A 24,823-nucleotide genomic window follows, 5' to 3' on the forward strand; every position below is an offset into this window, starting at 1 on the left:
CGCCTCGGAATGTCGATGGCATTACGCTAAACCCTGTAGCAACTACAGGGTCAAGCCATGTCTATCACCATCGGCAAACTCAGCCAGGCCACGGCTGTGAACGTGGAGACCATCCGCTACTACGAGCGCATCGGCCTGCTCGCGGCGCCGTTGCGGACGTCGTCCGGCTATCGCAGCTACACGGCTCAGGACGTGGCGCGGTTGCGGTTCATCAAGCGGGGGCGGGAGCTGGGCTTCTCCCTTGATGAAATTCGCACGCTGGTCGAACTGGCCGATCAGCCGGGGCACGCCTGTAGCGATGTCGATCGCCTGGTTCAGACCCACCTGGTCGAGGTGCGCCAGCGCATCGCCGACCTGCAGCGGCTCGAGGCGGAGTTGCAGCGCCTGGCCGGTTGCAATCAGTCGTCGGTGAAAGACTGCCGCATCATCGAAGCGCTTTCGGCAGCGGTACAGCAGGCCGGGCCCACTGTCGACGATCGCAGAACGACCAGCTAGTACGGCACTCCAACGCACTGAACCCACTGCCGAGGACGCTGCCATGATCGATCCAGACGACCCGCTCAAGGATGGACTGACCCCGCCCGATTACGACGAATACGGCGACGTGCCGGATTCCGGCGAGAACGCTGACGACAGCCAGCCGAGTGACGAGCCGAACGCGGGAGAAAGCCCGCTGGGATAACGCCTGCTGCCTGCATGCTCGGCCGACATGACTGGACAATTCTCCCCGCCCGGCCTAAAAAGCGCGCTGCGCCGGCCGCCCTGAGGCCGGTGCGGCATCCTTGGCTGAAGGCAGACCTACCGTGAAAAAGAAAAAGCCCGTCGACCCCATCCGGCAAGCCGAAAAGAACCGCGCCCACCGAATCGGCTGGCTGATCGCCCTGGCGGGCATCGCTGCCGGTTTCGCGCTGGTGATGATCAAGCCGCTGTAAACGCGAGGTCTTGGCGCCGCATCGGCGACTGCTTAGGTGAAGGTGGCGCCTCTCGCGTTCACGTACAGCGAATAGAGGGCGTGGCTGCTGGCCATGAACAGGCGGTTGCCCTGCACACCGCCGAAGCACAGGTTGGCGCAGCGTTCCGGCAAGTGAATATGGCCGATCGCCTCGCCCTGTGGATTGAAAACCCGTACGCCGTCCAGGCCTTCCGGGTTGGCTTCCGGCGAGCCGGAGCTGCCCCAGCCGCACCAGAGGTTGCCGGCCTCGTCGCACTTGATGCCGTCCAGTGCACCATGGCCGGTCGCCTCGATATGCTGGCTGCGCTCACCCAGCGTACCGTCGCCGTTCACCGCATAGGCCCACACCAGGCGGTTGGGCTTGGCGCGGCCCTCGACCACATAGAGCGTGCTCTCGTCGGGCGAGAAGCACAGACCGTTGGGGCCGGCGATGCCCTCGATAACCCGGGTCACCTCCAGCGTGCTGCCATCGATGCGGTAGACCGCGTCCGGCAGCTCGGTTTGAATCTTGTGCCCCTCGTAATAATTGCCAGCCTGGAAGGGCGGATCGCTGAACCAGATGGACCCATCGCGCTTGACCACCACGTCGTTCGGCGAGTTGAAGCGCTTGCCCTGATAGTTGTCGGCCAGCACGGTGATCGCACCGTTGTGCTCGGTACGGGTCACGCGCCGACCCAGTTCATGCGTCGTGGAGCCTTCGCAGACCACCAGCCGGCCCTCGCGATCGCGGGTCAGGCCATTGGAGAAGTTCGCCTGCTCGCGAAATACGCCCAGCGACTGGCTGATCTCGTCCCAACGCATGATGCGGTTGTTGGGAATGTCGCTGAGCAGCAGGTAGCGCCCGTCGCCAACCCATACCGGACCTTCGGCCCAGCGCAGACCGTCGGCGATCTTCTCGACGCTGGCGTTGAACAGGCGCAATTGCAGAAAGCTTTCATCCAGTACTTCCAGGGATGGATCGGGGTAACGCCTGCTGAGTGGCTCAGCTGATTGAGCGAGCCGCGGCAGCGCCATGCCGGTGGCCAGCAACGCGGTGGAGCAGGCAACGGATTGCTTTAGAAAGCGGCGGCGGGAACCGGGTGATGAGTGTTGTTCTTGTTCGTCCATTTTGAGGGACCCTTGTTCGAATCGGAGGGGGACCGCGAACGAATCATAGTAGAGGTATGACGACTTGCAATATGTCAAAAAACATAGGCGAAGCCGTAAGTGTTTTTTGTAGGTAAATTAGGGTGTTATGAGGGCGTGGCGTTGTATAGTTGTACTACAACATGATCTTCAGCAGTCCGGCGCGGGCCGTACGCCGCTCCTGCGGCCTGCGTGCGTGCCTGTTCGTAGCGGAGCAGGGAAGGCCTGCAACTATCGTATGATAAGCATTCGCATATACGAAGCGTTTCGCCTGCCTCTATAATCCGCCACCTTTTTTCCGAGGCGGCCAGGCATGGGCGTTTCCGACTCCTTCCAGCGGTACCTGATCGATCCTTTCGTACAGCAGTTCACCAGCCTGTTCGACCTCAACGGTCGCCTGGGCCTGCTGTTTCTCGGCGTGTCTTATGCCGTCGCCTATCTGCTATTTCGCTACCGACGACAGCATGGGCTGACGCAGGCGATGTCGTTCTGGGCCTTTCTCGGAGGCTGGCGCGTGCACTGGCATCCTTCGGCGCGTCTGGACTACCGCTACTACTTCGTGCGGGGCGTGCTGAAGGTCGCGCTGGTGGTGCCGATCGTGGCGCTCGTCGATCCATACATCTTGCGTTCGGGCGACTACATCGCCTTTTTCGAGAACCTCTGGGGTGCGCGGCCGCAAGTCGGGCAGAACCTTTCGCTGGCGCTGCTCTACGGGTTCGGCGTGTTCATCATCAGTGACTTCGCCGGCTACTGGGTGCACCGGGCGTTCCACTGCGGCTGGCTGTGGGAATTTCACAAGGTGCACCATTCGGCACCGGTGATGGTTCCGCTGACGGCCAGCCGCGTGCACTTTCTGGAGAAGATCGTCGGCCGGCTGGTGGACCTGGTGCTGCTTGGCGCCTACGCCGGCATCTTCTGGTACGCCTGCGGCGGTGAGATCAGCCGCTACACGCTGTTCGGGGTGACCTATCTGGTCTTCATCTTCAACGCGCTGGCTTCAAACCTGCGACATAGCCACGTCTGGCTGTCGTTCGGGCCACGTCTGGAGCACATTCTCAATAGCCCGGCGCAGCACCAGATCCACCACAGCGATGCGCCACGGCATTTCCACAAGAACTTCGGGACCAATCTGTCCATCTGGGACTGGATGTTCGGCACCCTCTACGTCACCAGCGCCAGCCCCGAGACGCTGCGCTTCGGTACCGCGGAGCAAGACTCGCACCGCTACCTGACGCTCTACAGCCTGATCCTGATGCCATTCGTGGATACGGCCCGCAAGCTCATGCCCGCCAGTCCGCCGCGCCGGGTCGACTCCTGATGTGGAGTCGGGGCTGAACGAACGGCTCTTTCGCTCGTACAATCGCGCTTTCTTCCATCCAACGGCCAGGCCCGTCTACTCAAGAGGAATCGCCATGCCGACCTACGACTATCGCTGTGAAGCCAATGGCCAGGTTTATGAAGTTCGCCATGCCATGGCGCTACGGCCCAAGACCTGGGGCGAACTGCGCGCGGCCGGCGCGCTGGCCGAAGATGCGGCGATCCCGGACGACGCGCCGGTGACCAAACTGATGACGGCTGCGGGAGTGGTCAGCAGCCGCGTATTGAAGAATCCGGAAGCGCCGGCATGTGCCCGCGGCGGCTGCGCCGGCAATTGCCGCTGAGTTCAGCCGCGGACATGGATGCGGCGTCGCTAGGGTGGAAAACGGCAAAGCCTTTTCCACGCGGTTTCCCGGGTTGTTTCGTTAGTAACGCATCTCCAGGGTGACCCGGGTCGGTTCGCCGGCGGGCACCTCGAATGCGCTGTCCTCGAAGGACGGCGGGCCCATCACCTTGGGATTGTTCGACAGGCCGTAGCCTTCCGTTGGGATCATGCCGAAGCGGCGATCCATCTCGCCGTTGTCGTTCTCGTCATGGTAGGCCAGCACCGCGTAGCGGCCGGGCGGCACGTTCTCGAACACCAGGGTCACGGCCCCCTGCTCGGCCTTGGCCTTCTGCGCGGCGAACGCCTGGTTCTCCTTGCGGAAGCTCTTCGCGCTGGAATATACCGCCACGGCCACCTGGCCTTTATCGTGTTGCAGGCCGTCGAGGGTGACCTGCAGTTCCTCGGCATAGGCCGAGGGGAGCAAGAGTGCGAGGGCAACGCCCAGAATCGGAAGTGCTTTCATGCTGTGCTCTTGAAGTCGAGGATGCGGAAATCGCCGGACTCGGACGTGGCCGGCGACGCTTGGAGTTGATCGCTGCCATCTTCAGCGAACAAGCGAAGCGTTGTCCACGTGCGGCGTGTAGCGCATCCATCGTTCGATCAGAACTGCGGCCCGGAGCGGACGTCTTCGACCAGCACCACCGCAATCGGCCCGCAGCGGAATGTCCTGATGGACCTTCCTGGTATCGGTGACGAAATCCCTGGCGCGGTGTCCGGACATGCCGGCTCACGCGCAATTGCCGGGCGAATCGCAGCCGACCGGGATAATATGCGCGCCCCATCGACCTCTCACTCTTCAGGTCATCATGCCCGGCGATGCTCTCTATACCGACTTGTCGGGTTACTACGACCTCATGTGCGCCGATATCGATTACCGCGCACAAAGCCACTGTGTTCATCGGTTGCAGCAGCTGTTCGGCAACGGCGGGACGAGGCATCTGGACCTGGCCTGCGGCACTGGTCCGCACGTCCGCCATTTCATCGATGCCGGCTATACCAGCGGCGGGCTCGACATCAACCAGCCGATGCTGGACAGAGCCGCCGTACGTTGCCCGGAAGCACAGTTTTCCCTGCAGGACATGTGTGGCTTTGCGGTCGAGCAGCCGGCCGATCTGATCACCTGCTTTCTTTACTCCATCCACTACAGTGCCGGGCTGACCAGGCTCGAAGCCTGCATCGCCAGCGCGCATGCCGCGTTGGCCCCGGGCGGGCTGTTCTGCTTCAACGCCGTGGACAAGCGCCGGATCGACAACGCGTCATTCGTGTCGCACACGGCCCGGCATGCGGACGGCCTGTTCACCTTCAGTTCCGGTTGGCACTACCCGGGGGAAGGGGAGCAGCAACTGCTGAGGCTGCGCATCGGCAGAACCGCGGCGGACCACAGCCAGGTCTGGCATGACGAACACAGGATGGTGGCGGTGAGCTTTGCCGAGCTGAGCGAGCTGCTGGAGCGGTACTTCGAGGTGCATGTGCTCGAGCACGACTACGAAAAGATCGTGCCCTGGGACCAGGTCTCGGGAAACGCGATATTCGTCTGTGTGAAGGTTTGAGCGGATCGCGGATAGAGCAGGAGCAGAAAAAAGCCCCGCAAGTGCGGGGCTATTGTTTGGCGACGATTCTTTGCGCAGCGTTAGCGTGCTAGCTCGGTTTTCGCTACAGCTTGCTGGCCTTCGCTTTCCGATACTTCGGTCAGCTTCGCACCACCCACGAACACGCCTATCTTGATCGACTGACGCACGTAATGGTTCTTGCCAGCTATGGCGTCCAGTTCGATGAGGTTGTCGCTGAACTCGGACTCGGTAGCCAGCGTGTGCTTTCCGGGCGTGATGAGACGGTAGAAGTAGGTGTTGGCCGCCGTTTCGCCGATGATCTCATCGTCGATCTTCACCGTTTTCTTTAGAGCGCCTCCAAGCATGGAGTCGCGGAAGATGTACAGGCCGGCTTGATCCTGTGGCGGTGCCGGGAAGGTCTTGTACGCCTGATCCTTTTCGGGTGACTCCATTGGGACCGATGCGCAGCCGGTCAGAATGGCAAAGCTCAGCGCCGCGGCGCTCATCATGAAATGCTTGAACATGAATACTCGTTCCTGAGTGTTAGGCGAATTGCCGGTAGATATTAAATTGCTATCACCTGGCCGTTAACCCTCTGCAGCGTCGAGCAAGTCTTGGTGAGCGGTTTTAGTGATGGGGGTCACGCTAATGACCGCGTGCGGCGGTGTACTGCCAGAACGATTGTCTGGCCTAGGTCTATCTCGCCTGTTCTGAACCTGGCAACGGCTAGTGCAGGCGTCGCACCGTCGACTGCTGCACCACGTCCTGTGCCTGACGCGCCAGCTGATCGAGCAGGCGGTCGCGCTGTTTCTCCGCCTCGCTCATGGCCTTGCGGCCATTCTGCTGCACCAGGTAGCTGTAGATCTGCCGGACTTCCTTGGACTGGAAGATCGGCTCCAGATCCTGCACCGCCACCGCACCGTTCGAAGCCTCGTTTCGCGTATTCATCACCACCTGCGGGCCGCGCGCCGCCAGTGGCTGAAAGCCCAGCGCGCTGAAATACGGCACCTTGCCTGCAACGCACGCCACTTCGGCATGGGGATAGCGCGCCACCATCGCTTCAACCATGGCCCGACCGATGCCCCGCCGGCGCTGACCGGTATCCACCGCCAGATAAACCAGCGCACAGGCTTCGGGATCATCCACGAAGGGCAGGTACAGCGCGAAGCCGAGCAGGACCGCCGGGTCGTCGGCATCCAGCGCCAGGATCAGCTCCGGCTTGCCGGCCTGCGCGCCGTCCATGCTGTCGAGATAGCGATGCACCTCGAAACCCACCACGTACTGGTACAGCTGATACAGCGGGTTGCTGGGCTGCAGCGAGACCGGGCTGATGTCGCCGAGGTAATCCACCACCATCTGCAGCACCTGGCTTTTCAGCGATTCCGGCGGCGGGGTGTCGAGGTGGGTGAGGGTGAACATGGCGGCGCTCCGGTTGGTACGGAAAATGGCGGCATTGTACCGGGCGGTGTCGGGCTAGGCGCACGTCACGCTTATGGGGCTCAACGGGGCCTTGGGCTAGCGAGCCGAGGTCTTCTATAGCAACCGAAGTCCCGCAGACTACAGCCAAGTAGCAAATACATTACGCAGTCGAGGCAGCGCCGCTGCCAAAAAACGCCTACGGACCACTACCGGTTTTATCGATGGAAATGCTCAGATCGGGAGGCCCAGCACAACATCTGAACCTTCAATTTCCAGTGAGTTTTAGCAGGCCAACCGCCAGACACAGCCACGCCATGCCGACACATGCCAGCTTGGTTGATAGGGTCATAAGGCGGCGCAGCGAGCAGGGAAAGTTGCTGACATCGTTGGCATCGAGTACTCCTTTACGGACGTTGAATTCCGAAAGAAGTAAGGCCCCGCTTAGCGTGGCGACCAGGTAGCAACGGGAAGTAAAGCTCGTTGTTCCCACAATGTGCTGCTGCTTAGCCCACGCACTGTTTGGAAGCGCTGAGAGCATGGTGTCGAAATGGCGACTACAGGCGATGAAAACACCAATCGCTACGCCAGATAGCCCGACAACAAAGGGTGCCAGCATAAAAGCGAATGCCCACCAGGAATTCCAGAATTCAGTCATGGCTTAATCTGCTCGTATAAGAATTCACCCATCCACTCCCCACCACCTCCACCGATTGCTCCTCCCGTAGCCGAAGCCCCACCGACTACAACCAAGCCACAAATTACCCCGCCGATGCCTGCAGAGCCGATGCCGATGGCGGCGCAGATGGCCGTAGCGGCGCCGCTCCCTATCCAGACGCCGACGGATCCACCACCCAGCGCCCCAGCAAAACTCCCCGTCTCAGTAAATCGAATCTTCTGACACGATTGAGTTTCGCCTGCCTTGCACACTTCTTGAACCTTCAAGGCGGAGGCTGTACCGCCAAGGGCAATGCCGATATAGCTTCCATTTCTCAGGTATTTAGCTGCCTCGGCAATCTGATCCATATGGGTGGCGTAGCCGGGGATCTGGCCTGGCGCGCCGCCTTTGCTCCAGTGGTGCACCAGGCTGCGGGTGGAAATGCCGAGGTCCTGGCGCAACGTAGGGTAGCTGCCCAGACCCAGCTGCTTGCCGAGGAAGGTCGCTTTCAACTGGCTGTCGAGCTGGCGGTACAGCCGCTGGCGCGAAGCGAAGAATTGCGGATCTTGCAGGTGGCCATGCGTGCTGAACTCGCGCTGGTGCAGGAATTCGATATCGCGCAGTGTGCCGTCGATCTGCTTCAAACCCTTGCCTAGCACGTCGGTACCAAGCCCCAGCGACTGGCTGGCGCCACCGACCATCAGGGCTATCTCGGCCTGATGCTTTGCCATGAAATCAGCCTCGCTCTCGCTCAGCGGCTCCAAAGCGGTACGCACCTTGGCGGCGGCCCCCATCAGGTCGGCTTCTTCGCGCAGGCAAGCGGTCGGATTGATCAGGTTGCCCAAGACGACCATTTCCCCGGCCTTGAAGCCCTTCGCGAAGGTGGGATTCAGCGCCTTGATGCGGCTGACCAGATGTTGGTGGGGCACATCGGCAAACAACCTAGCGAGCACCTGCTCGCCGGACATGCTGCGCGGCACGATGTAGAAGCCTGGCGGCTGGGATTCGGGGAGCCTGAGCATGTCGGGCGGCGGCCAATCCGAAAGCTCCAGAGAGGCTTCAGCTTTCTGCTCCCAGCCAGCAAAGGAGGCGCCGCCGCTACCTGGCTTGGTCTTCGGCAAATCGGCCTGACGGCCCCAGCCACGATCAGGCCCCCAACCGGAGTCGCGGTTGCCGGTGCTGTCCGCCTTCCAGTCGGTGTCCAACTCCCAGTCCTGATCGAATGGGTAAGCCGCGTCTTTGAGGTTATCCGTCCCCATGAAAATCTCCCTGTTCTTGAGTCGGGCGGCAGTCTATCCCTTCAATGCGCAGGTCGATTAGCGCCTGTTCACGAACTTGCTCTGTCTCATTCGATCAGGCAGCCAGTCCACCAAGGTCATCATTGGAGTGAGGTCGCTACCTCGCCGCCCACCCCATGTCGAAGGCCTCGGCTATATCTCGCATACGTATCCACCAGTCGTCCTGCCAGTCCAGGATTTGCAGCTGACGGCCGAAGATATGCACGCAGCTCGATTTCGGATTGCACAGCTGGGGCAGAAGATAATGCGTAAGCCAGGCGGTGAAGCGGGGCGCATAGGCGGAACGGCTGGCGAAGGCCAAGCGGTAGACGTTTTCCAGATCCAGCCGAGGCTCGGGATGGTCGCCTTCGCCGAAGCTCAGGCCCTCCACTCGGCAATACTGGTGGATCGCAAGAGCGCTATCGGGATAGTCGAGCAGGCGGGCAACTTCGTGGCCGTCGAACCAGAGCCGACCGTCATTTGCATGGTGAACAGAAAGACGCATTCCCTCGAAGCGAGGGTGAAGGGGAGTTGGCATATCCTTTTACCTCTGTGTGAAACAGCTTCTTAGGGCTGTGGTGCCGGGAGCTAAGAAACCCCACACAGAGGGCCGGACATATTCCCCTTTCGGGTCTTGTATTAGCCCACTCCCGACGTCGCAGAGGTGTTTTCTTGCGCGCACGGGCGGGCCACAGGCGCAAAAAAGCCGCAATGTCGGAAGCGGGCATGCCGCTGTGTGAGGCGTTTCTTAGGCGCCGAACGCGGAGGGTAGGAGGTTACGGGTAAGGGGTCAAGGCGCGGGGGCAGGCGGTTGGTTAGCCGTGAAGTCGGAAGGAAGCGGCAAAGCCTATTTCACGTATCGTTTCCCTGATTCCCTCGCTGCCGATCCGAAAAAGCTGCCCGGCGGGTACCCGGGCGGCCATTGCGATGTCAGTTGTTCACTGACGCGGGGCGGGAGTGGCGCCTTGCGTCGCCGACCAGATGCGGTAGCGCACCTCCACGTCGGCGGGGGCGTAGATCACTAGTGGTAGCTTGCTGTTGTACCGCACCAGCTGGGGCTCGCCGCCCAGTTGCACGAAAGCCTGCTTGCGGCTGTTATCCGGGCAGGCCATCAGGGTGCTGACGGCCGGGTCGACCCTGCCCAGTTCGTAGTAGGTGTAGCCCCAGCCCTGCACGGTCTTTTCCTCCCACTGACCACCGAGGCGCTGGCGGTTGCAGTCCACTTCCAGCGTCTTGCCGGCAATGATTTCTACCTTGTGTTCGGCTTCGTCGGCCTGGGCCGGCAAATCGATCACATGGCGCTGGTAGCCCTCGGCGGCGGTCGGGTACGGCTTGAGCGCTTCGGGCGTGGCGGCGCAGGCTGCCAGCGGCAGGGTGCAGAGAAGAGCGATCAGGGGCAGTTTGGGCGAAGTCATAAGAAGTCCATGGCGTAGGTTTTGTGGGCCGTCCGTTGATGGATGTAGCCGGATTGGCCAAGCAGCCAATGACTGTCGTGGCCAAGTGAAGTTCCTGAGTTTGGCAAGGCTGCGCCCGTCGGCGAGCAGGACGCATGGGCTACTCGCGGGTGTTCAGCTTCTCTGCCTCGCTAGATAAGCTCGGTCTGTCTTTGGTAGGCAGAGGCCAGCGAGGCATCAAGCGCTGTCTGAAGCTCTGCCACCAATACATCCACCTGGCGTTGCGCCTCGGCCACCGAGTCGGCCAATACCTCGCCACCGGTTTCCTGACCTTCAATGGCGATCTGGTGAATGCGGGTGATCCCGATGAAATTCAGCGCCGTCACCAGGTTCGGCTCCAGATGGTTCATATGCGCCATCTCGCCGCCGGGACCGAAGCCGATGCCACCCCGGGCGCTGAGGATGACCACATGCCGTGGTCGGTCCGCCAGCAGCGGTACGTACGGATCGGGCAGCTTGCTTTCGTCGACCTCGACCGTCCGGCCGGGGCGCACGATCTGGTCGATCCAGGCCTTCAGCGCTGCAGGCATGCCGAAGTTGTAGAGCGGCGTACCGATGACCAGTACATCGGCGGCGATCAGCTCATCGACCAGCTGGTCGCTTTCCGCCAGCGTGTCCCGCATCCATGGCTCACGGCGTTCTTCCGGCGTGAAGCTGGAGGCGATCCAGTCATGGCTGATAAAGGAGGGTGGGTTCTGGCCAATATCCCGGTAAACGATACTGTCCTGCGCGCGGCGGGCCGCCCACTGGCTGACGAAGCGGTGGCTGAGGTTGCGGCTGTGGGAACCGTGTTCGTCCTTGCCGGCAAGGCCGGGGCGGGCGCTGGCATCGAGGTGCAGAAGGTGCGTCATGGCGATTCTCCTCTGTGATTGAATTCATCTGTGGTTCGCGGTAAATCCAGCCTAGGACTAGGCTGTACGAGCGACAAACGACCATTTCTTCCAACTACAGATGAGAGAAACTCAGCCATGGCGCACCGCCGGTTACCTTCGCTTTCTGCGCTACGGGCCTTCGAAGCCGCCGCCCGGCACGAGAGTGCCAAGCAGGCCGCCGAGGAGCTGTCCGTTACGGCGACGGCGATCAGCCACCAGATTCGTTCGCTGGAGGATTCGCTCGGCGTGGCGCTGTTTCTGCGCAAACCGCGAAAGCTGGAACTGACCGACCCGGGACGGGAGCTGCAACAGACGCTGGAAGCCGCGTTCGACAACATCAGCGGGGCGGTCGAACGCCTCAGCGCGGAGCCCTGCCGCCAGGCGATCACCCTCAGCACCACACCGGCCATCGCGGTGCGCTGGCTGGTGCCCTGGGTCTGCCTGCTGCGCGATTCCCATCCGGATATCGACCTGCGTTTCCACACCTCCCATGAGCCGGTGGCGCTGGATGGCGTCACGGCGGATATCGCCATCCGCTACGGCGACGGCCGCTGGCCGGGACTGGTGGCGGAGAAGCTGTTCGACAACACCTTCGTCCCGGTCTGCAGCCCGCACCTCGGCTTGCGGGATGTCGCCGAGCTGCCCAAACACCCACTGATCCACTTCCGCGCCCAAGCCGCTTTGTCCGCCCCGATTCATTGGGCGTCGTGGCAGAAGGTCGCCAATGTGCCGGGGCTGGACGTCAGCGCCGGGCTGGTCTTCTCCGACGAGACCCACGCCATCTCCGCCGCCATCGGCGCGCAGGGCGTGGCGCTGATGAGTCGGCAGCTCATCGAAGATGAACTGAGGGAAGGGCGGCTGGTGCAACCGTTCGGGCCGGAGATGGAGGGCAAGCCGTTTCATCTCGTATACCCGGAGAACCGTCGGGATGACCCGACGGTTCGGGTGGTGAGGGAGTGGGTGATGAAGGTGCCGGGTGGGTTGTGTGAGGTGAGGGGGTGATGTCGGCAACGCCGAGCCGCGCTATCTGCGGTTCGGCCGTAGGGTGACGGCGAAGCCTTTTTGTAGTGGTCTACTGATTCCGGACACCGATTTAGGCGAAAATGCTCGCCATACAGAGGTGTTCGATGAGCAAACAGCGACGTACTTTCACTCCCGAGTTCAAGCGTGAGGCGGCCAGCCTAGTGCTTGATCAGGGTTACAGTTGCCCCGAGGCAGCCAAATCCCTTGATGTAGGCGAAACAGCACTGCGGCGCTGGGTCAACCAGTTGCAGCAGGAGCGTAGCGGTATCACGCCTACCTCCAAGGCGCTCACACCCGAGCAGCAAACGATCCAGGAGCTTCAGGCTCGTATCAACCGGCTAGAGCTTGAGAAGAAAATACTAAAGGAGGCCACTGCGCTCTTGATGGCCGAGGAGCACGGGCGCAGACGTTGAAGTCGATTCGGCAGTTGGCAGCAAGATATCCCGTTCAACTGCTGTGCTCAGTGTTTGAACTGCCCCGATCCTGTTTTTACGATCATATGGCTCGACGGCGTCGCATTGATGTTCGACGGGTGAGTTTGCGCAGCCGTATCAACGAACTGTTTAGCCAAAGCCGTAACTCGGCTGGTAGCCGAAGTATCGTTGCCATGCTCAAGGACGAGGGCGTCAAGGTTGGACGTTTCAAGGTCAGAGGCTTGATGAAGGAACAGGGTTTGATCAGCAAGCAGCCTGGCTCTCATGCATACAAGAAAGCCACTATTGAGCGGCCCGATATTCCCAACATCCTCGAGCGCCAGTTCACCGTCGCAGCGCCGAATATGGTTTGGTGCGGAGATATCACATACATCTGGGCACAGGGCCGGTGGCATTACCTTGCTGCCGTACTGGACTTGTACAGTCGCCGAGTGGTGGGCTGGGCAATGTCAGAAAAGCCAGACGCTGACCTGGTCATCAAGGCCCTCGATAAGGCTTATGAGGTGCGAGGTCGGCCGAGCGGAATCCTGTTTCATAGCGATCAGGGCAGCCAATACGGCAGTCGAAATTTTCGCCAGCGTCTTTGGCGATACCGCATGACTCAAAGTATGAGTCGTCGAGGAAATTGCCATGACAACGCGCCGATGGAGCGGTTGTTTCGTAGCCTGAAAAGCGAGTGGGTACCATTAGTGGGCTATATGACGAAGGCGATGGCCGAGCAGGATATCGGGCGCTACCTGATGCAGCGGTACAACTGGGTCAGACCGCATCAGCACAACGGTTTCGTGCCGCCTGCTGTGGAGGAAGAAAAACTCAATTCTGTGTCCGGGAATTGTTGACCACTACATTTCACGTGTTTGCAGGCCACCTCGCTACCAAGCCGCCCTCTCTCAGCGTCACCATTCTGAAAGCTTTGCTCTGTCTAACTGAAATTCCTCACCTATCCCTAGTTTGTCCATGATCGCTGGAAGTACTTGGTGAAGTATGCGAACTCCAGTGAGAAGCTCGTTCATATATATGTCGGGATGAAGTCGGTTGTCATTAAAGCCAAGGCTTTCAGCTTCAGCCTCATGCCCTAGTTCTTCGTGAGAGGCGTAAATTATTCTTGTTATTTCTGCTTTTAAAGGGATTCGCGCTCGGAGAGCAGAGTTTTTAGCTATACTTATCCAGTGCTCATAATATTTTATAGTTTTCCTTTTGAATTCGTTGAAATTTGGAGCGATTTCTTTGTTAATATTTATTTTGGTGGCGGCAAGAGAAATTAAGCATGGCTCGATATTTTCTGCCTCGGTTTCAATCAGGTTAAGTTCTTCATCCTCTAATATATTGCTTATGTATGCTGCATAAAATCCATATACGTCGTTTAAAGATTTAAATATACGATATATGGTTGAGGAGTGAGGGTTGTTTTCTATTGTCCTCCAAATGGTTTCCTGCTCTTCATCATCATCGCTTTCGTAGTTCAAGGATAGCTCTTCTGGAAAGGTGGTAGGGATCGTTATCCCCATGTCCGCTAAGGTGTCAAAAACTGAAACGGAAAGAATGCCTAGCTCGTCTAGCAAAGGATATGTGTTGTACCCTGTTTCTGCTCCTTCATAAGCTATCTCTGCAAGATAGTTAATTAATCGATCCCATTTTTTGGCATTTGCAATTGAACCAGATTTTAGAATGAATGATGGGTCTTTTTCACCAATACTTAGTAGTGAGCGAATTTTTTTATTCATGTCGTAAGACATATGTTCGCCATTCTTCCACTTGCTAATTTGTGTTTGCGATACCCCTAGGCGATTTGCTAATTCTTTTTGATTGCAGTTCAGGATTTTCAATGCGAGATTAACTAGCTCTTTCTCATTCATGATTTTCACTTAGTTACTGTATTTTGATATATGATTTACTAAATCTTACGTTTTTCCCCCAGCTTGAGCAACCCCGCAAATACGTGTTTGTAGTCTGCTTCGATGCGGAAGGCTGGCGAAGCCCTCGTTGTTCACTCCCTCGCCCAAGGGCGTCATCCGTCCCGATGCATTGGGCTTCGTGGCAGAAGCTCGCTAATGTCCCGGGGATGGACGTCACTACCGGGTTGGTCTTCTCCGACGAGACCCACGCCATCTCCGCCGCTATCGGTGCGCAGGGCGTGGTCCTGATGAGTCGGCAGTTGATTGAGGACGAACTGAGGGAAGGGCGGCTGGTGCAGCCGTTCGGGCCGGAGATGGAGGGCAAGCCGTTTCACCTCGTTTATCCAGAGAGCCGTCGAGATGATCCGACGGTTCGGGCGGTAAGGGAGTGGGTGATGAAGGTGCCGGGTGGGTTGTGTGAGTTGTAGCTTCGTGGATGCTTTTTGCGTCCGTGCCGCTGCTGTTTTACAGGCTGCTTGATGCATATTGGTTCCGCCCTGCTGGGCGGGTCACTTTTGTCAGTCGCGACAAAAGTAACCAAAAACGCTTGCCCCTACATCCGGCCCTGCGCTTCGCTCCGGGTTCGTTCGCTCCATCGCCATTCCAGGGGCACGCCGCGATGGGCCATCCCTGGCCCATCGCGGCTCTCGCGGCATCCATGCCGCTCAACCCCTTCCACGGCGATTCCGCTCACCCTCCTGAAGGGGCGGTTGGTGTCGCCTGCCGGTCCGTACAGAAGCAAATAAAACCAATGAGCTCGGGCGAATCGAAGTCCGTTCCCGTCAGGTGGCCGAGTGGAGGAGTTGCGTGGCAGCGTAGGGTGGAAAACGGCGAAGCCTTTTCCACGCGTCAGTCCGCATCACCTGCGAATTCCTCTGCCTCTTCACTGCACCAATCAACCGGGTAGATCCCAGCTCCGACGGCTCGATGAAAACTCGAATAGGGCCAGTCGACGACACGCTCCACCAATCCGTGCTTTAAGGGATTCCGATGCACATAGTCGACGTGATGCCGGTAATCCCGTTCATCCTGGATCAGATGCTCCCAATAGCGCCGTTGCCAGATCCCGCGTTCGCCGCGGGAGCGCTGGGTTGCCGTCAGCACCTCGGTCTTCGGCAGGCGTCGGGCGAAAGCGAATTTGATGACTTTCCAACGCAGGGCGAAGTCAGCATCGCCATTCGGTAGCGTCCAGACGCAATGCATGTGGTCGGGCAGAACGACCCAGGCGTCGATGTGAAAGGGATGGCGTAAGCGTGTGGCTCGTACCGTCTCGCGGAGCAGGTCGATATGGCGGACCAGCAGGTCGCTGTGGCGGTTGAGCAGATTGACCGTAAAGAAATATGTGGCGCCCGACACTTGGGCGCGGCGGTAGCGGGACATGGCGGCTCATCCTTGAGCGTAGTGTTGGCGGGAGGTCCGTATTTGGTGGATAAGCAAAGCGTTATCCACCCTACGCCATCTCAACCGCCCACACCGCCGACGCATCGACGTTGCGTAGGGTGGAAAACGGCGAAGCCTTTTCCACGCGTTTCTTCCAGGCCACCTCGCTCAATTGTGGGGTAAGCCATAAAACTCAGCTGTTAACCGCTCTTTTTCCGATTTTCCGAATCCTGCCATTGAGAGCAAACGGGCGAAATAGTTTCGAGGGTAAAAGATTTCGCCATAAGCTTCGATGGTCGAGATCAGATATATGAAATACTTAGAGTCTGCAAAGTAGTTTGGATATGCTTCTTTCAAGTTGTGAAGAGAGTTCAGTGACACTAGTGCTGAAATTGAGTCGCTGTTCTTTCTTTGTTTTTTTTCTATTTGAAGGTATTCTTCGGCAGCTTTAATGAATTCGTTAGATTTAAATGTTTTTATCTCAATCTTCTGATTTTTCTTTGTTAGAGTTATTAGGTTGTATTCGCCTGCAAAAAAAGAGTCTGGGCTGTTTATTTTGTCAACAAGTTCAGAGAATTTTAAGAAATTTTCTTTAACCTTCATGTTTCTTGTTAATGACATGAATGTTTTAAGATTCTCGTTATCGCTAGGGGGTACGCCTTTTTCGAGCTTTTCAATTTCAGAGCTAGCAGAAATGAAAAATTCTTTCCATTCGCCCCTTCCTTTGTTGCTCTTTAAGTCTTGATTAGTGAACAAGTCTACTATTTCAACAGCAGTAGACCATGCATGTTGGGCTTTTGTTCTTAGCTGTATTTCGATCTTGAAAGTATTGGTTGAGGTTTCGACTGGGTAAACTATATGAATTCCGCGGTACCCATCATCCTTTGGGCTTTCGATGTAATTTTTGTTATTTAGCCTTCCGCCCTTGTTTATTTCTCGGTAAATCTTTTGGAGGGTCTTTGTGTTTCTTATAACGGCTCGGCAGCCGCCTATGTCTTGCATGTTTCTTAGCTTCATATCATTGAACCGTCGAAGCTTTTCAATGATAGATGGAGCTCGTTTTAATCTGCTGGCTATAAGCGCGTCAGGGTCATGCTTGTGACAAGCTAAGGTTAGTGCTTTGACGGTGCTTTCTAAAGCGGGCGCATGGGCGGATCGCCAATACGAAAGGACTTCCATGCTTTCGTTGTATTTGTCGGATTCATCGGAGATAAGGATTTCGCCCGCCCGTTGTATTTGTTTTTTTGAAAACTTGAGTGATGCGTCTTTTGTTGTTTTGTTCATTGGTTGTAAGGGCTTCGTCCGTCTGAAGCCCTTCTCCTTATGCAAGTCAATCCCAGCTCAACGCCCCACCCGTCTGATACTCAATAACCCGCGTCTCGAAGAAGTTCTTCTCCTTCTTGAGGTCCATGATCTCGCTCATCCACGGGAACGGGTTAGTAGTACCCGGATACTCTTCCTTCAGACCAATCTGCGTCAGGCGACGGTTGGCGATGAACTTGAGGTAGTCCTCCATCATCGCGGCGTTCATGCCGAGTACGCCACGGGGCATGGTGTCGCGGGCGTATTCGATTTCGAGCTGGGTGCCCTGGAGGATCATCTGGGTCGCTTCGTCCTTCATCTCGGCGTCCCACAGGTGCGGGTTTTCGATCTTGATCTGGTTGATCATGTCGATGCCGAAGTTCAGGTGCATGGACTCGTCACGCAGGATGTACTGAAACTGCTCGGCGGTGCCGGTCATCTTGTTGCGGCGGCCCATGGAGAGGATCTGGGTGAAGCCGCAGTAGAAGAAGATGCCTTCAAGTACGCAGTAGTAGGCGATGAGGTTGCGCAGGAACTGCTTGTCGGTCTCCGGGGTGCCGGTCTGGAAGGTCGGGTCGGAGATGGAGCGGGTGTACTTGAGGCCCCAGCTGGCCTTTTTCGCGACGCTCGGGATCTCGTGGTACATGTTGAAGATCTCGCCTTCATCCATGCCCAGCGACTCGATGCAGTACTGGTAGGCGTGGGTGTGGATCGCCTCTTCGAAGGCCTGGCGCAGGATGTACTGGCGGCATTCGGGGTTGGTGATCAGGCGGTAGGTGGCCAGCACCAGGTTGTTGGCGACCAGGCTGTCGGCGGTGGAGAAGAAGCCGAGGTTGCGCTTGACGATGCGGCGCTCGTCTTCGCTGAGGCCGTCCTTGCTCTTCCACAGGGCAATGTCGGCGTTCATGTTCACTTCCTGCGGCATCCAGTGGTTGGCGCAACCATCCAGATACTTCTGCCAGGCCCAGTCGTACTTGAAGGGTACGAGCTGGTTGAGGTCGGCGCGGGCGTTGATCATGCGCTTCTCGTCGACGCGCACGCGGGCCGATTCGCCTTCCAGTTCGTTGAGGCCTTCCTGGATGTCCAGGTCGTCCAGCGCGCGCTTGGCGCGGGCGATGGCGTCGGAGTCGTCAGCGGCAACGGCGCGGGCTTCTTCCACGGAGCCGGCGGCTTCGTTGTCCAGTTTGGCGGTGGTCTGGCTTGCCGGCTGTGCGGCAGCGGTGGCCGGCGCGGCGGTGGTGGTGTCTTCTTCGTCGAATTCGTCCCAGCTCAGCATGTGCGATTGCTCCTGATTGGGGACCGGGGCTTGGCCGGTCGGATGTGTTTGGGGGCTTTTGGTTTGCACGCAAAAGCGGGTGTTTGGTTTGGGCCGAGATGGGTCCGGCCTTTTGTATCGTCTGGTGGGGTTGCCCCTCACCCTAACCCTCTCCCCGGAGGGGCGAGGGGATGGTCGGGTGTTTGGTCCGGCCTTTTGTGTCGTCTAGAGGGGTTGGCCCTCACCCTAGCCCTCTCCCCGGAGGGGCGAGGGGACTGGTTTGGTGTTGGCGTCGGGCTTGTTCTATCGGTAGCCACCGCGTTGGCTTAGGCTCCTGGCGAGCAGGAGCGGGGCCGTTCTGTTTCCTTGTCGCAACAGTGGTGCGAGCGTGGAGCTGTGCGAGTGGTTGCTAGGCGGCTGCCGAGCCGGAACCCCTGAGCGTACAGCTGTACGTGATGGGGTCCGGTTTGGCGGCCAATGCCGCAGACGCCGCTCAGCTACGCGCGCCTCCTTTATTACTGGCAGGCTTCGCAGTCGGGGTTATCGATACTGCAAGCCAGCGGCACCGGAGCCGGCTTCGGCTCTGCAGCCGGCGCGGCGCTGGCGGAGTTCGCCGCCTCGCTGCCACCACTGGACACGGCATTCAGCTTGCCGGTGTTGATGGTGGACTTCTCGGTGCTGGTCGCGGCCAGGGCACGGAGGTAGTAGGTGGTTTTCAGACCACGGTACCAGGCCATGCGGTAGGTCACGTCGAGCTTCTTGCCCGAGGCGCCGGCGATGTACAGGTTCAGCGACTGCGCCTGGTCGATCCACTTCTGGCGGCGGCTGGCGGCGTCGACGATCCACTTGGTTTCCACTTCGAAGGCGGTGGCGTACAGGTCCTTCAGATCCTGCGGGATGCGCTCGATCTGCTGTACGGAGCCGTCGTAGTACTTGAGGTCGTTGACCATCACCGGGTCCCACAGGCCGCGGGCCTTGAGGTCGTGGACCAGGTACGGGTTGATCACGGTGAACTCGCCGGACAGGTTCGATTTGACGTACAGGTTCTGGTACGTCGGCTCGATGGACTGCGACACGCCAACGATGTTGGAGATGGTCGCGGTCGGGGCGATGGCCATGATGTTGGAGTTGCGGATGCCTTTCTTGACGCGCTCGCGGATCGGCGCCCAGTCCAGCGATTCGGACAGGTCGACGTCGATGTACTTCTGGCCACGGGCCTCGATGAGGATCTGCTGGGAATCCAGCGGCAGGATGCCCTTGGACCACAGCGAGCCTTCGAAGCTGGAGTAGGCGCCACGCTCGTCGGCCAGGTCACAGGAGGCCTGGATGGCGAAGTAGCTGATGGCTTCCATGGACTTGTCGGCGAAGTCGATGGCGGCATCGGAGCCGTAGGCGATGTGCTGCAGGTACAGGGCGTCCTGGAAACCCATGATGCCCAGGCCCACCGGACGGTGCTTGAAGTTGGCGTTCTGCGCCTGCGGCACGCTGTAGTAGTTGATGTCGATGACGTTATCGAGCATGCGCACGGCGGTGCGCACGGTGCGCTCCAGCTTGGCCGCGTCCAGCTTGCCGTCGACGATGTGGTTGACCAGGTTGATCGAGCCCAGGTTGCAGACGGCGATCTCGTCCTTGTTGGTGTTCAGGGTGATCTCGGTGCACAGGTTGGAGCTGTGCACTACGCCCACGTGCTGCTGCGGGCTGCGCAGGTTGCACGGGTCCTTGAAGGTCAGCCACGGGTGGCCGGTCTCGAACAGCATCGAGAGCATCTTGCGCCACAGGTCCTTGGCCGGCAGGGTCTTGAACAGCTTGATCTTGCCGTACTTGGTCAGTTCCTCGTAGTACTCGTAACGCTCCTCGAAGGCGCGGCCGGTGAGGTCGTGCAGGTCGGGTACGTCGGACGGGGAGAACAGGGTCCAGGGGCCGTCATCGAACACGCGCTTCATGAACAGGTCCGGAATCCAGTTCGCGGTGTTCATGTCGTGGGTACGGCGACGGTCGTCACCGGTGTTCTTGCGCAGCTCGAGGAATTCCTCGATGTCCAGGTGCCAGGTTTCCAGGTAGGCGCAGACTGCGCCCTTGCGCTTGCCGCCCTGGTTGACCGCCACGGCGGTGTCGTTGACCACTTTCAGGAACGGCACGACGCCCTGGCTCTTGCCGTTGGTGCCCTTGATGTAGGCGCCCAGCGCGCGTACCGGGGTCCAGTCGTTGCCCAGGCCGCCGGCGAATTTGGACAGCAGGGCGTTGTCGCGGATGGAGTCGTAGATGCCGCCCAGGTCGTCCGGCACGGTGGTCAGGTAGCACGAGGACAGCTGCGGACGCAGGGTGCCGGCGTTGAACAGGGTCGGCGTCGAGGCCATGTAGTCGAAGGACGACAACAGGTTGTAGAACTCGATGGCGCGCGCTTCTTTCTGCTCTTCCTCGATGGCCAGGCCCATGGCGACGCGCATGAAGAAGATCTGCGGCAGCTCGAAGCGGACGTTGTCCTTGTGGATGAAGTAGCGGTCGTACAGGGTCTGCAGGCCGAGGTAAGTGAACTGCTGGTCACGCTCATGGTTGAGCGCGGCGCCCAGCTTGGCCAGGTCGTAGCTCTTGAGCTTGGAATCGAGCAGTTCGAACTCGACGCCTTTCTCGATGTAGGCCGGCAGGGCCTTGGCGTAGAGATCGGCCATCTCGTGGTGAGTGGCGGACTCGGCTACGCCGAGGAAGCCCAGGGCTTCGGCACGCAGGGTGTCCATCAGCAGACGCGCGGTGACCTGGCTGTAGTTCGGCTCGCGCTCGACCAGGGTGCGGGCAGTCATCACCAGCGCGGTGTTGACGTCCTTCTCGGCCACGCCGTCGTAGAGGTTCTTCAGGGTTTCACGCTCGATCAGCGCGCCATCGACTTCGGCCAGGCCTTCGCAGGCCTCGGTGATGATGGTCTGCAGGCGGCCCATGTCCAGCGGCTGCTGGCTGCCATCGGCGCGGGTGACGCGGATGCTCGGGTGCGGCTGGGCGATGTCGCTGCTGCCGCTGGCACTCTTGCGCTTGACGGCCTGGGCTTCGCGGTAGATCACGTAGTCACGGGCGACCTTCTGCTCGCCGGCACGCATCAGGGCCAGTTCGACTTGGTCCTGGATCTCCTCGATATGGATGGTGCCACCGGAGGGCATGCGACGGCGGAAGGTGGCGGTGACCTGCTCGGTCAGACGCGCGACGGTGTCGTGGATGCGCGAGGAAGCGGCAGCGTTACCGCCTTCCACTGCGAGAAAGGCCTTGGTGATGGCGACGGTGATCTTGTCGTCGGTGTAGGGGACGACGGTACCGTTGCGCTTGATCACGCGCAGCTGGCCCGGGGCGGTAGCCGCCAGATCCGGTGCATCGGCTGATAGCGGGTTCTCGCGAGTGGATTGGTTTTGCATGGGGGCTCCGGATTCTCTTCTGGTCGCGGTTCTATCTGTCTGCGGGCTCGATTGAGCACGGCGTTGTCTGTTGCATAAGCCATGCCCCGCATGGCGGGCGCATGTGTGTCGCAAGGAAAACGTGACCCTGGCCATTCGCTGGCGGAGTCGTGTCCGGAAGGATAGTCAGGCTGGAGGAACTGTCAACACAATATGTTGTGTTTTGTCGTGGCTCCGAGCACAGCTGCTAGATCCGGGCTTGAAGTCGTCATGGCGGCCTTGCGGTCTTGCTGTTGCGCTTGACCTGAGGCGCCGAACAATGTTGCAGAACTGATCAGGAGGAGGGCTGCGCGCCCGGCTCGATATTTCTTCACTTGTGTCGTTTCGCGTGCCAGAACCCAACATCTAGGGGCTGAGACGCGCAGAGGCGACAAGATAATGCTGGCTCGGGGCCAATGCAAGACCGCCTCCGGGGATAAGCTGTGGATAAGGTGTGAGCCCTTTGTGGGTTAAAGCACAGCGCCCGGCCACAGCCCGCATGGCTTCGGCGCCTGCGCGAAAGCCGACGAAATACGCACCGCCGGGCGCATTTTCACGGATTGGGCCGACACTAGATGTTGTATTTGCCCCTGCACGTTTTTTGTGCATCGTGCGCGGGCAGGCGTTGGGTACAATGCGCGCTGTTCGGTTTGTGGCCTGACGCGTAGACAGGGGGGCGGGGATGGAACAAGAGACGTGGCGTATTCTCATCGTCGAGGACGATCGGCGACTGGCCGAGCTGACGCAGGAGTATCTGCACGGCAATGGCGGCTTCGAGGTGTCGATCGAGTCGGACGGCGCCTGTGCGGTCGAGCGCATCATCGAGGAGCGTCCGGACCTGGTGGTGCTCGACCTGATGCTGCCCGGCGAAGACGGCCTGTCGATCTGCCGACGGGTGCGCGACCGCTACGATGGGCCGATCCTCATGCTCACCGCGCGGGCCGATGATCTCGATCAGGTGCTGGGGCTGGAAACCGGCGCCGACGATTACGTCTGCAAGCCGGTGCGGCCGCGGCTGCTGCTGGCGCGCATCCGCGCCCTGTTGCGGCGCCGAGAGGCGGAAGTGCCGGCCAGCGCCAAGCGCCTGCAGTTCGGCCCGCTGGTGATCGACAGCGCCCTACGCGAGGCCTGGTTGCGCGAACACCAGATCGAGCTGACCGGCGCCGAGTTCGATCTGCTCTGGCTGCTCACGTCCAACCCCGGGCGCATCCTCTCCCGTGAAGAAATCTTCGCCCAGTTGCGCGGCATCGAATACGACGGCCAGGACCGCTCCATCGATGTGCGCATTTCGCGTATCCGCCCGAAGATCGGCGATGACCCGGATCACCCCAGGCTGATCAAGACGGTGCGCGGCAAGGGCTATCTGTTCGTTTCCGAAGCGGCTGCGGCGCTGGTGTAGCGCCGTTCTCCATGAATTCGATCTTCCTGCGCATCTACGGCGGCATGCTCGGCGTGCTGGTGCTGGTCGCGCTGCTCGGGGCCGGCGGGCTGCATCTGCTCAACCAGTTTCGCGCCGACGATCACCGCGAGCGCCTGGCCAGCGGCACCTTCCGCCTGATGGCGCACAACATGAGCAGCATGACGCCCGTCGAGCGGCGCCAGGCCGCCAACCTCTGGGGGCGGCTGCTGGGCATTCCGCTGCGGGTGCGGACGCTGGACGATGTCAGCCTGGATAGCCGGCTGGAGGCGCGCCTTCTACGCGGGCAGGTGCTGGTCGAGCAGATCCGGCCGCGCAGCACCACGGTATTCAGCCTGGTCAGCGCCCGCGATCGGCTGGTGCTCACCGGCGAGGTGGAGCAGCTGAGCGAGCAGCTGGCGCGCGCCACCATCTATCTGCTGATCGACGAGCTGATCCGCTATCCCGAAGCGGAGCAGCCCAGGCGGCTCGCCGAGCTGAAGCAGGCGCGCGGCTTCGGCTTCGATCTGGAGCTGCTGACCCGCGACAATGCCAACCTCGACGACGATCAGCGCAGACGCCTGGACGAAGGCGACACCGTCATGGCCCTGGCCCGCGGCGGTGATGCCGTGCGCGTGTTCGCCGCCATCGCCGGTACGCGCTGGATCATGCAGCTCGGCCCGCTGCATCAGATGAATCCCTATCCGCCGCAGCTGCTGGTACTGATCGGTGTGCTCGGGCTGTCGCTGATTGGCCTGACGGTCTATCTGCTGGTGCGCCAGCTCGAGCAGCGCCTGAGCGTGCTGGAAAGCGCAGCCACGCGCATCGCGGCGGGCAATCTGGAAACCCGCGTGCCGGACGTCGGCACCGACTCGGTGGGCCGACTGGCGGCGGCCTTCAATGGCATGGCCAAGCATCTGCAGCGCTTGCTGGCAGTACAGCGGGAGATGGTCAGCGCCGTCGCCCACGAGCTGCGCACTCCCGTCGCGCGCCTGCGCTTCGGCCTGGAGATGACCGCCGAGGCCCAGACCGACGAGGCGCGGCAGAAGTACCTGGCCGGCATGGATGGCGACATCGATGACCTCGATGCGCTAGTGGACGAGATGCTGGTGTATTCACGGCTGGAGCGCGGTTCGCCGAACCTGAGTTTCCAGCAGGTGGAGCTGGGAGCGCTGGTCGATCAGGTGATCGGCGAGCTGGCGCCCTTGCGCCCTGATGTCAGCGTCGACCGCGGCGAGTGCGTGGTCGCCGAAGACGGCAGCGGTTGGGCCGATGCCGAGCCCCAATACCTGCGCCGCGCGCTGAGCAACCTGATCACCAATGCCATGCGCCATGCCGAGCGGCAGGTACGGGTCAGCTTCGCCATCAACGGGCAAACGGCGCGGCTGGATGTGGACGACGACGGCCCCGGTGTGCCGGAAGCGGACTGGGAAAAGGTCTTCACGCCATTCCTGCGTCTGGACGACAGCCGCACCCGTGCGTCGGGCGGGCATGGGCTGGGCCTGTCCATCGTGCGACGCATCATCTACTGGCATGGCGGCCGTTCCCAAGTCGGGCACAGTGAGCTCGGTGGCGCACGTTTCAGTCTGGTCTGGCCGCGGCAGCACGTGGATTGAGCTGACGTTCCCACAGCTGCGGCAGGGCGGGCTTCAGCCCGCTGGAAGCTGTGGCGAGGGCGAGGACTGGTGGGCTGAAGCCCACCCTACGCGAGTGCTA

24 protein-coding genes and 1 pseudogene are annotated in these 24,823 nt (G+C 60.1%); 11 read left to right on the forward strand and 14 right to left on the reverse strand.

The annotated features are described in order from the left end of the window. The first annotated feature begins 57 nt into the window (after positions 1-57). From VF716_RS14885 to VF716_RS14895, 3 genes are all read left to right on the forward strand, one after another. Positions 58-495 carry a MerR family transcriptional regulator gene (locus VF716_RS14885; RefSeq protein WP_019407087.1) on the forward strand — a complete coding sequence of 146 codons (438 nt, stop codon included), beginning with the start codon at positions 58-60 and terminating at the stop codon, positions 493-495. Between the two features lie 43 nt (positions 496-538). Next, on the forward strand, positions 539-682 hold the full coding sequence (locus VF716_RS14890) for a hypothetical protein (protein ID WP_013982396.1): 144 nt from the start codon (positions 539-541) through the stop codon (positions 680-682). A gap of 121 nt (positions 683-803) precedes the next feature. After that, on the forward strand, positions 804-932 hold the full coding sequence (locus tag VF716_RS14895; protein ID WP_013982397.1) for a hypothetical protein: 129 nt from the start codon (positions 804-806) through the stop codon (positions 930-932). 32 nt (positions 933-964) lie between these two features. Here VF716_RS14895 and VF716_RS14900 read toward each other — a convergent pair whose 3' ends face one another. Next, complete coding sequence (locus tag VF716_RS14900) at positions 965-2,059, reverse strand: SMP-30/gluconolactonase/LRE family protein (protein ID WP_037005066.1); 1,095 nt, start codon at positions 2,057-2,059, stop codon at positions 965-967. Between the two features lie 331 nt (positions 2,060-2,390). Here VF716_RS14900 and VF716_RS14905 point away from each other — a divergent pair, with 331 nt between their 5' ends. Both VF716_RS14905 and VF716_RS14910 read left to right on the forward strand, forming a co-directional pair. After that, a complete protein-coding gene (locus tag VF716_RS14905; RefSeq protein ID WP_014596351.1) occupies positions 2,391-3,395 on the forward strand; it encodes a sterol desaturase family protein in 1,005 nt (334 codons plus the stop codon). Positions 3,396-3,489: 94 nt separating this feature from the next. Beyond that, positions 3,490-3,738: a zinc ribbon domain-containing protein gene (locus tag VF716_RS14910; RefSeq protein WP_003299249.1), complete on the forward strand. Its 249-nt coding sequence runs from the start codon at positions 3,490-3,492 to the stop codon at positions 3,736-3,738. An 81-nt stretch (positions 3,739-3,819) separates the two neighbouring features. Here VF716_RS14910 and VF716_RS14915 read toward each other — a convergent pair whose 3' ends face one another. After that, on the reverse strand, positions 3,820-4,242 hold the full coding sequence (locus VF716_RS14915; RefSeq protein WP_440552769.1) for a DUF2141 domain-containing protein: 423 nt from the start codon (positions 4,240-4,242) through the stop codon (positions 3,820-3,822). Between the two features lie 343 nt (positions 4,243-4,585). Between VF716_RS14915 and VF716_RS14920 the strand changes: the two genes are divergently transcribed. Continuing rightward, complete coding sequence (locus VF716_RS14920; RefSeq protein WP_440552787.1) at positions 4,586-5,329, forward strand: class I SAM-dependent DNA methyltransferase; 744 nt, start codon at positions 4,586-4,588, stop codon at positions 5,327-5,329. An 80-nt stretch (positions 5,330-5,409) separates the two neighbouring features. Here the strand turns inward: VF716_RS14920 and VF716_RS14925 are convergent, their stop codons facing one another. From VF716_RS14925 to VF716_RS14955, 7 genes are all read right to left on the reverse strand, one after another. Further along, positions 5,410-5,853 carry a DUF2846 domain-containing protein gene (locus VF716_RS14925; protein WP_440552770.1) on the reverse strand — a complete coding sequence of 148 codons (444 nt, stop codon included), beginning with the start codon at positions 5,851-5,853 and terminating at the stop codon, positions 5,410-5,412. A 202-nt stretch (positions 5,854-6,055) separates the two neighbouring features. Next, on the reverse strand, positions 6,056-6,748 hold the full coding sequence (locus VF716_RS14930) for a GNAT family N-acetyltransferase (RefSeq protein WP_440552771.1): 693 nt from the start codon (positions 6,746-6,748) through the stop codon (positions 6,056-6,058). A gap of 265 nt (positions 6,749-7,013) precedes the next feature. Further along, a complete protein-coding gene (locus tag VF716_RS14935) occupies positions 7,014-7,403 on the reverse strand; it encodes a hypothetical protein (protein WP_440552772.1) in 390 nt (129 codons plus the stop codon). Further along, positions 7,400-8,662, reverse strand: coding sequence for a hypothetical protein (locus VF716_RS14940; protein ID WP_440552773.1), 1,263 nt, complete (start codon positions 8,660-8,662; stop codon positions 7,400-7,402). The genes VF716_RS14935 and VF716_RS14940 overlap by 4 nt, the downstream gene beginning before the upstream one ends. 136 nt (positions 8,663-8,798) lie before the next feature. Then, positions 8,799-9,218 (reverse strand): BRO family protein, encoded by a 420-nt coding sequence (locus VF716_RS14945; protein WP_440552774.1) that lies wholly within the window; start codon positions 9,216-9,218, stop codon positions 8,799-8,801. Between the two features lie 400 nt (positions 9,219-9,618). Next, entirely contained in the window at positions 9,619-10,095 is a 477-nt protein-coding gene (gene eco / locus VF716_RS14950) for a serine protease inhibitor ecotin (RefSeq protein WP_440552775.1), read from the reverse strand. A 170-nt stretch (positions 10,096-10,265) separates the two neighbouring features. Next, positions 10,266-10,985: an FMN-dependent NADH-azoreductase gene (locus tag VF716_RS14955; protein WP_440552776.1), complete on the reverse strand. Its 720-nt coding sequence runs from the start codon at positions 10,983-10,985 to the stop codon at positions 10,266-10,268. A gap of 117 nt (positions 10,986-11,102) precedes the next feature. On the opposite strand from VF716_RS14955, the gene gcvA reads away from it, so the two are divergent. Next, positions 11,103-12,008 (forward strand): transcriptional regulator GcvA, encoded by a 906-nt coding sequence (gene gcvA, locus VF716_RS14960; protein ID WP_440552777.1) that lies wholly within the window; start codon positions 11,103-11,105, stop codon positions 12,006-12,008. Positions 12,009-12,133: 125 nt separating this feature from the next. Beyond that, positions 12,134-13,302 (forward strand): IS3 family transposase gene (locus VF716_RS14965; protein ID WP_440552778.1). Its coding sequence is split into 2 segments (ribosomal slippage): positions 12,134-12,395 and positions 12,395-13,302, totalling 1,170 coding nucleotides; the frame shifts between segments, so codons are not numbered across the junction. Between the two features lie 57 nt (positions 13,303-13,359). Here the strand turns inward: VF716_RS14965 and VF716_RS14970 are convergent. Further along, positions 13,360-14,319 (reverse strand): helix-turn-helix domain-containing protein, encoded by a 960-nt coding sequence (locus VF716_RS14970; protein ID WP_440552779.1) that lies wholly within the window; start codon positions 14,317-14,319, stop codon positions 13,360-13,362. Between the two features lie 149 nt (positions 14,320-14,468). On the opposite strand from VF716_RS14970, the pseudogene VF716_RS14975 reads away from it, so the two are divergent. Further along, positions 14,469-14,786, forward strand: a pseudogene (locus VF716_RS14975) (LysR substrate-binding domain-containing protein); the annotation flags it as partial. 421 nt (positions 14,787-15,207) lie between these two features. On the opposite strand, the gene VF716_RS14980 reads toward VF716_RS14975, so the two are convergent. The 4 genes from VF716_RS14980 to VF716_RS14995 all read right to left on the reverse strand — a co-directional run bounded on the left by VF716_RS14980 (position 15,208) and on the right by VF716_RS14995 (position 21,693). Next, positions 15,208-15,738 (reverse strand): REP-associated tyrosine transposase, encoded by a 531-nt coding sequence (locus tag VF716_RS14980; protein ID WP_440552780.1) that lies wholly within the window; start codon positions 15,736-15,738, stop codon positions 15,208-15,210. A gap of 168 nt (positions 15,739-15,906) precedes the next feature. After that, on the reverse strand, positions 15,907-17,022 hold the full coding sequence (locus VF716_RS14985; RefSeq protein WP_440552781.1) for a RelA/SpoT domain-containing protein: 1,116 nt from the start codon (positions 17,020-17,022) through the stop codon (positions 15,907-15,909). 46 nt (positions 17,023-17,068) lie between these two features. Beyond that, a complete protein-coding gene (locus VF716_RS14990) occupies positions 17,069-18,316 on the reverse strand; it encodes a ribonucleotide-diphosphate reductase subunit beta (protein WP_440552782.1) in 1,248 nt (415 codons plus the stop codon). Between the two features lie 494 nt (positions 18,317-18,810). Then, the gene (locus tag VF716_RS14995) at positions 18,811-21,693 is read right to left on the reverse strand and encodes a ribonucleoside-diphosphate reductase subunit alpha (protein WP_019405833.1); all 2,883 of its coding nucleotides are present in this window, start codon (positions 21,691-21,693) and stop codon (positions 18,811-18,813) included. Between the two features lie 700 nt (positions 21,694-22,393). On the opposite strand from VF716_RS14995, the gene VF716_RS15000 reads away from it, so the two are divergent. Together VF716_RS15000 and VF716_RS15005 are read left to right on the forward strand one after the other, a co-directional pair. Continuing rightward, positions 22,394-23,110 (forward strand): winged helix-turn-helix domain-containing protein, encoded by a 717-nt coding sequence (locus VF716_RS15000; RefSeq protein ID WP_011912800.1) that lies wholly within the window; start codon positions 22,394-22,396, stop codon positions 23,108-23,110. 11 nt (positions 23,111-23,121) lie between these two features. Then, positions 23,122-24,723, forward strand: a complete 1,602-nt coding sequence (locus VF716_RS15005) for an ATP-binding protein (RefSeq protein ID WP_048329497.1) — start codon at positions 23,122-23,124, stop codon at positions 24,721-24,723. Positions 24,724-24,823: the final 100 nt, after the last annotated feature.

The organism is Stutzerimonas sp. Brlt_14 (genome assembly GCF_051948915.1).
In the GTDB taxonomy this organism is placed as follows: domain Bacteria; phylum Pseudomonadota; class Gammaproteobacteria; order Pseudomonadales; family Pseudomonadaceae; genus Stutzerimonas; species Stutzerimonas stutzeri.